General features: G+C 67.5%; 4 protein-coding genes. 1 reads left to right on the top strand and 3 read right to left on the bottom strand.

Annotated features, from left to right (window positions below; genetic code table 11):
• Positions 1–199: 2-oxoglutarate dehydrogenase E1 subunit family protein (locus DB708_RS03710; protein WP_235616617.1), on the bottom strand; the 199-nt coding region annotated here is incomplete at its 3' end.
• Between the two features lie 186 nt (positions 200–385).
• Positions 386–1,174: a hypothetical protein gene (locus tag DB708_RS03705; RefSeq protein WP_235616616.1), complete on the bottom strand. Its 789-nt coding sequence runs from the start codon at positions 1,172–1,174 to the stop codon at positions 386–388.
• A gap of 268 nt (positions 1,175–1,442) precedes the next feature.
• Between DB708_RS03705 and DB708_RS03700 the strand changes: the two genes are divergently transcribed.
• Positions 1,443–3,338 (top strand): MFS transporter, encoded by a 1,896-nt coding sequence (locus DB708_RS03700; protein WP_201263411.1) that lies wholly within the window; start codon positions 1,443–1,445, stop codon positions 3,336–3,338.
• 8 nt (positions 3,339–3,346) lie between these two features.
• Here the strand turns inward: DB708_RS03700 and DB708_RS03695 are convergent, their stop codons facing one another.
• On the bottom strand, positions 3,347–6,760 hold the full coding sequence (locus DB708_RS03695) for a TM0106 family RecB-like putative nuclease (RefSeq protein ID WP_108920613.1): 3,414 nt from the start codon (positions 6,758–6,760) through the stop codon (positions 3,347–3,349).
• Positions 6,761–6,766 lie beyond the last annotated feature (6 nt).

Raw genomic sequence — 6,766 nt, 5'->3', positions numbered from 1 at the left:
GCGGCGGGGCGGCCGCGGCGGCCGGTGGTTGCGCGGGGTTCGGGGTGTCCTGGCCGGCTGTGGTGGTCGGCTCGGGGTTGTAGTCCACCAGGAACTCGTGCCAGCTCGGATCCACCGAGGAGGGGTCGTCTCGGAACTTGCGGTACATCTCCTCGACCAGCCATTCGTTCTGCCCGAATGGTGAACTGATGTTGCTCACGGCCGCTGTTCTCCTCAATTCTCTTGTCCTGCAGGCTATAAGCGCTATTGCCCGCCGCTTGCGACTCTGCGCACCTCGGTTGGCGAGGTACCTCACACCCGCGGCGGACTACTGCGTCTCCGCCTCATAAAGGCTAACCCTTCGCCGCTATTTCGCCAGCGAGACGTCGGAACCCGGTCCCGATGGCTACTGGCTCGCTTCGCGCACCGCCGGCAACACGTGCAAGGTGTTCGGCCAGCGGGCCGGCGGGGCGCCGAATGCCTGGCGGGCATTACGGACGATCTTCTTAGCCACGATCCGGTTGCCGGCGCCACCGACCGCGGCCCCGATGCCGACAGGCAGCATTTTGCCGAACATGAGCGCGCCGCGTCGCACCGCATACCGCTTGACGAAGTATTTGAGCATTCGGCTGTTCAGCCGGCCCAGAGTCGACAGCGGCAGCGACGCCATGCCCTCGGCCAGCCATCCGCCGTTGGTACGCGCGGGACCGATCAGCTCGCCGATGGCCTTCTTGCTGTCGTCGCCGACCAACACGGACAGCACCAGTGCGCGACGCCGCTCGTGGTGATCGGCGGGGATGCCGTAGACGTGGGCCTGCGCCAGGACGAAGATCGCCGTTGCCTCCATGAAGAACACGGTCTCGCCGGCGCCCGCCGACATCGCCGTCAACGTCCCGATACCGGGGAATGTCGCCGCCGACCCCACCGCGGCCCCGCTGGCCGTCAACGCGGCCAGATACCTGCTTTCCAGCTTGGCGACGATCTCCGCCGGGCTCGCGCCGGGGAACGCCCGCCGCAGCCGGGCCACGTAGGCTTCCGCGGCGGGAGCCTGGATCCGCGTACTACGCTCGATGACCTGCGCCAATGCCCGTGCAGATGCCTTGGGGCGACCGGAGCGCCCGGGCGGCACGTTATTTGGCGGTTGCTCAGATCGTTTCAGGGGCCAAATCCCTGACCTATTGCGTCGAGCGCTCATAGTGCCTCTCCTGCGAATGGCGTTCCCTTCAGGCTAACGCGAGTTTGCTGAACACGCGGTTAGCGGTAAGCCGTGCGCGTTCTTTGGGCCGCCGCGGAAAAAGGGGTGGGCAGCAGGTCGGCAAAACCGGAATAATGCAGGCTGGACACAGGCCGGTGGCGATGCGGGCCGTTTGTCGACTGCCGTTGGGGGCTCGCTGGATGCGGGCGGTATCACACCTGTTCACGGCGGTAAGCCCGTCGTTGGGTCGCCGAAGTGAGTTGAGTGCATGACCGCGGCCACGTCCGGACTGTCCGGGGGACCCCGGCGCACCGTGCCGAGTCGTGCCGACCTGGCCAAAGACCGCAAGTTCGGCGCTCCGCGGAGCCCAAGCCCGTGGAACGCGCTCTGGGCGATGATGATCGGGTTCTTCATGATCATGGTCGACTCGACCATCGTCGCGATTGCCAACCCGACGATCATGGTCGACCTGCATATCGGGTATGACGCCGTGGTCTGGGTGACGAGCGCCTACTTGCTGGGCTATGCGGTGGTGTTGCTGGTGGCCGGTCGGCTCGGTGACCGGTTCGGCCCGAAGAATCTCTACCTGATCGGCCTGGTGGTGTTCACCGTCGCGTCGATCTGGTGCGGGCTGTCCGGTAGCGCCGGAATGCTGATCGCCGCTCGGGTGGTACAGGGAGTCGGCGCCGGGGTGCTCACCCCGCAGACGTTGTCGACGATCACCCGGATCTTCCCGCCGGAGCGGCGCGGGGTGGCGGTCAGCGTGTGGGGCGCCACCGCCGGCGTCGCCAGCCTGGTGGGTCCGCTGGCCGGCGGCGTGCTGGTGGACGGGCTGGGCTGGGAGTGGATCTTTTTCGTCAATGTCCCGATCGGTGTCGTCGGCGTGGCGCTGGCGGTGTGGCTGGTTCCCGAGCTGCCCACCCAGGCGCACCGGTTCGATCTGGTCGGCGTCGTCTTGTCCGGGGTCGGCATGTTTGCAATCGTGTTCGGTCTGCAGCAGGGCCAGGCCGAACGATGGCAGCCGTGGATCTGGGCGACGATCGTCGCGGGAGCCGGGTTCGTTTCGGCGTTCGTCTATTGGCAGTCGGTGAACACCCAGGAGCCGCTGATCCCACTGGACGTCTTCACCGACCGCGACTTCAGCCTGTGCAGCGCTGGGGTGGCCATCACGTCGTTCGCCGCGACGGCGATGATGTTGCCGCTGACCTTCTTTACCCAGACGGTGTGCGGGCTGTCACCGACCCGTTCGGCCCTGCTGCTCGCTCCGATGGCGATCGCCAATGGAGTGCTGGCGCCGTTCGTCGGCCGGATCGTTGACCGATACCACCCGCGGCCGGTGCTCGGTTTCGGCTTCTCGGTGTTGGCGATCGCAATGACCTGGCTTTCCTTCGAGATGACTCCGGACACCCCGATCTGGCGGTTGGTGTTGCCGTTCGGCGCAATTGGTGTCGGGATGGCGTTTGTGTGGTCGCCGCTGACGGCTACCGCGACCCGCAACCTGCCGCCGCAGCTGGCCGGAGCCGGCTCCGCTGTCTACAACTCCGTCCGCCAGCTCGGCGCGGTGCTGGGCAGCGCCGCCATGGCGGCGTTCATGACGTGGCGGATCAGCACCGAGATGCCGCCTGACGTGTCCGATCATGACGGGGGGGATGGCGGTATTCCGTTGCAACTGCCCGAATTCGTCCGCGAGCCGTTCTCGGCCGCGATGTCGCAGTCGGTGCTGTTGCCCGCATTCATCGCGTTGTTCGGCATCGTTGCCGCGCTGTTCCTGGTCGGCTTCGCGCCTGCGCTGCTGGCCCGCGCGGGCATCGGCGGTGCGCCGCCCCCGCACGACGACGACGATGACGACGACTATGTCGAAGTCATCCTGCGGCGTGAGCCCAGCGCGGCTGTCCAACCGCCGTGGCGACCGGAACCGATGGGATTCGCCCACAACAGCTCTCGCGTCGCCCACGAAAAGCGGTTTCGCCCGATGGTCGAGCCTCCGCCGCACTGGCACGGTCCCGCCACCCGCAGCGATCGCGGCGCGCCGCCGCCGGGACGGCGCGCGAACAGTTCCATACGGCGTCGGCTCACCGAGGGTGAGGCGCCGCGTGGCCCTCACTACAACCACGATCCAGACGACGACACCAAAGGCCACGGCCGGCATTCCGCGGGGCGCTGAGGCCGGCCTCAGGCGCTCGTCAGGGCCAAAAAGCCGCCCAGTTCCAGCAGGCCGGCCGGCGTGCCCGGCAGGTACTCGGTCAGCAATTCCGAACGCACGATCACTGCTGTGTACTGCGCCCGGCTGACGGCGACATTGAGCCGATTCCTGTTGAGCAAGAACGAGATTCCGCGTGGCACTTCATCGGCTGAGGACGCCGTCATCGAGATGAAGACCACCGGAGCCTGCCCGCCCTGGAACTTGTCGACGGTCCCGACCCGCACGTCGCCCAGACCCGCGGCGGCCAATCGCCGCCGCACCAGCGACACTTGGGCGTTGTACGGCGCCAGCACCAACACGTCCGCGGCAGCCAACGGTCGCCTGCCGTGCTCGTCAGTCCAGGACGACCCGAGCAGGCCCGCGATCTCGGCGACGATCACGCCGGCTTCCTCGGGGCTCTCGACCGAATTACCTTGGTGTCCAACGGGAAGCACGCGCACACCGGGCTGACAGCCATCGAGGCGGCGTGCGGCGGTGCGCTCGGTGACCGAATGCAGTCTGCCTTCGTAGGACAGCTCGGAAACCGCGGCGCAGACCGCCGGATGCATCCGGTAGGAGCAGTCCAGGAAGTAGCCGCGCTCATCGGGCAGCGTGCGCTGACCGTCGACCAGCCAGTCAAGGGCCGATGTGTCGACCGGTTCGGGATGAGTGCCCTGACTGACCTGCGGCAACTGCTGCGGGTCCCCGAGCAGCATTAGGTTGACCGCCGCCGGCGCCACGGCGATCGTGTTGGCCAAGCAGAACTGGCCTGCCTCGTCGATGACGAGCAGGTCCAGACTGCCCGGCAGCACCCGGTTGGCGTTGGCGAAATCCCAAGCCGTGCCGCCGATCACGCATCCGGAGCTGGCCGAGATGAATGTCCCGTAGTCGCCGCTGCCGATCTCGCGCCAGCGCGGCGCGAGGTGGTCGTACTTCTTCTTCGCGACCCGGCCCGGGTCCAGCCCCGCATCGATCACGGCGCCCAGCAGGTTCTCCACCGTGGCATGCGATTGCGCCACCACACCGACACGCCAGCCGTGTTCGGCGACCAAGCGGGTGATCACTTGTGCGGCGGTGTATGTCTTTCCGGTGCCCGGCGGGCCGTGTACGGCGAGGTAGGACGAGTCGAGGTCGCGTGCCGCCGCGGTGATGTCGGCGATGGTGTCGTTGCTGCGCGGCAGCGGGGCGCCGCTTTTCGTGCGGGGCGCGCTGCGCAGCAGGACGTCGGTCATCGCGGTGTGGGGGAGCCGCGGCAGTCCGGCAGCCAGGGTCTTAGCGCTGGATTCGATGGATTCGCGCAGTGCGGTGGTGGCAATGGGTGGCCCGGGTGTCAGGGCGAACGGCAACTGGTGAAATGCATTGCCGTCACTGCCGACTCGTTCCAGGATGACGACTTCGGTGGGTATTGCGGGGTCGTCGACCTCGACGATCTGGGCGCGCCCGGCCGCGCGCCGGTCAGGATTGTCGCTCATGCTCGGCGGAGCCGGCGCCTCGTAGAGCGCGAACACGTCCGTCATCAGGTCGCCGCGGGCCAGTTCGCCGCGCAGCGCCACCCGCCGCTGCGGCTTGCGGGCGCGTGGCGGCAGATGCCAGTCCACGCTGACCGACACGCTGTCCGATGCCGGGTCGGAAATGAACACGTCGGTGTTGTCCGCCCACTCGTCGACCGGGAAGTTGAGCCGGTCGAAATGTGCCCACCAGAAAGGCTTGTCCTCACGCCGGTGGTAGCCGCGCGCCGCGCCGACCAGCGCGACGGCGATCTGCTCTGGTGTCCGGTCGCCGACGGCGGCATCGCCGGTGAACGCTGATAGGGTGGCCGCCAGCTCGTCATGGTCGTCCACGGTGTCGCCACCGCAAACAGGTTGGGCTCCAACCGGTGTGACGCCGGACTCCCAGGCGCGCACTAGCAGCCAGTTACGCAACTCCTGAGTCGACCGGCAGTCGTAGTGGTTGTAGTCCTCGATCTCCTTGAGCACCGTTTCGGCGTCGTCGACGCGGCCGGCATCGCGTAGTTCGCAGGACTTGGCGTATGAGGTGATCGAATCGGCGGCCGTGGTGACCTCACCCGAGCGCAGCTGTGTCCCCATATACAGCGGCTCGAGCGCCTTCAGGCTGAACGATTCAGCACCCACCCGAATGCTCTTGCGCACCAACGGGTATAGGTCAACCAGCGTTCCGTTGCGCAATAGCTCGTCGACCTCGTCCTCGCCGACCCCGTAGCGTCCGGCAAGTCGCAACAAGGCGGTCTTCTCGTACGGCGCGTAGTGGTAGATGTGCATGTTGGGTCGGCGCTTGCGGCGTTTTTTCACCATCGCCAGGAAGTCGACCAGGGCCTTGCGCTCGTCCACCCGGGTATGCGCCCACAGCGGGCTGAATTTCCCCGCGGCGTCCAAGACGCCGAACAGGTATTCCAGCCCCCAGTCGTGACCGTCGGCGGTCCACAGCGGATCGCCCTCGAAGTCGAAGAACAGGTCACCGGGGTCGGGCTCCGGCAACAGGCTCAGCGGCTGTGGATCGACGACCTCGAATTGCGGGACGCCGCTATCACGTTGCCGTACTTGCAGTTTGGCTTGAGCGGCCAGCTTGCCCAGTGCGCTGGGCGCCAGCCCGGGCACCGGTCCGCCATGCCCGGCCAGGCCGGCGACCGTGGCAATCCCGGCGTCAATCAGCTTGTCCCGCTGGCTGACTCGCATGCCGGCGACCAAGAGTAGATCGTCGGTCGCTTGCACCTGTTCGACGCAGAGCGGACACCGGAAACATGCCCGCACACTCTCGTCTTCCCAGCGCACGGCGACGCCCGTGGCGTAGTGGTCGTCGAGCAGCCGCTGCAACAGCGCGCGCTGCGATTGGAAAACCGGGATCAGATCGCAGACGCGATACCGCACCACCGAGCCGTCGCCCAGTCGCAGCTCTGCCTCGTCCGCGACGGACACGCCCATGCCGGTGAGCGCGTCGGCGTAGGCCGCCAGCTGCAGCAACGCGGTGACCTTGGGGGAGCGGGCCAGCTTGGTGTCGACGAGCCGATACTGCTGACCCGCGGCGACCAGGAAGTCGGCGAATCCGACGAAGCGGCCGTCGAACATCGCGGCCTGATACACCACCGGGGCACGATTGGCGATGGCGCGCCGGGTCGCCTCGGCGGCAGCGGCCAGTCCGGCCAGCGTGTACGACGGACGTCCGATGACCGCGACGCCGTCGGGGAACTGTTCGCGCAGCCGGTCGAGTTCGCGTCGCTCCTGGTCGTCGCCGAGGGCGGCGGTGCGGGCCAGCAGGTCGTCCTCGACTTCGACGGCGGCGCCCCAGCCCAGCTTCGCGTCGAAATTCCGGAGCAGCGCGTACTCACATCGGGCGGCCGCGGCCAGGTCCGACGCGCTGTACACAATGCTGTCGCCGGTGACGAACACAGCAGC

The sequence above is a fragment of the Mycobacterium montefiorense genome (genome assembly GCF_003112775.1).
Lineage (GTDB): Bacteria > Actinomycetota > Actinomycetes > Mycobacteriales > Mycobacteriaceae > Mycobacterium > Mycobacterium montefiorense.
The sequence above is the reverse complement of the archived record's forward strand: the minus strand, read 5'-3'. Positions and strand labels throughout refer to the sequence as shown.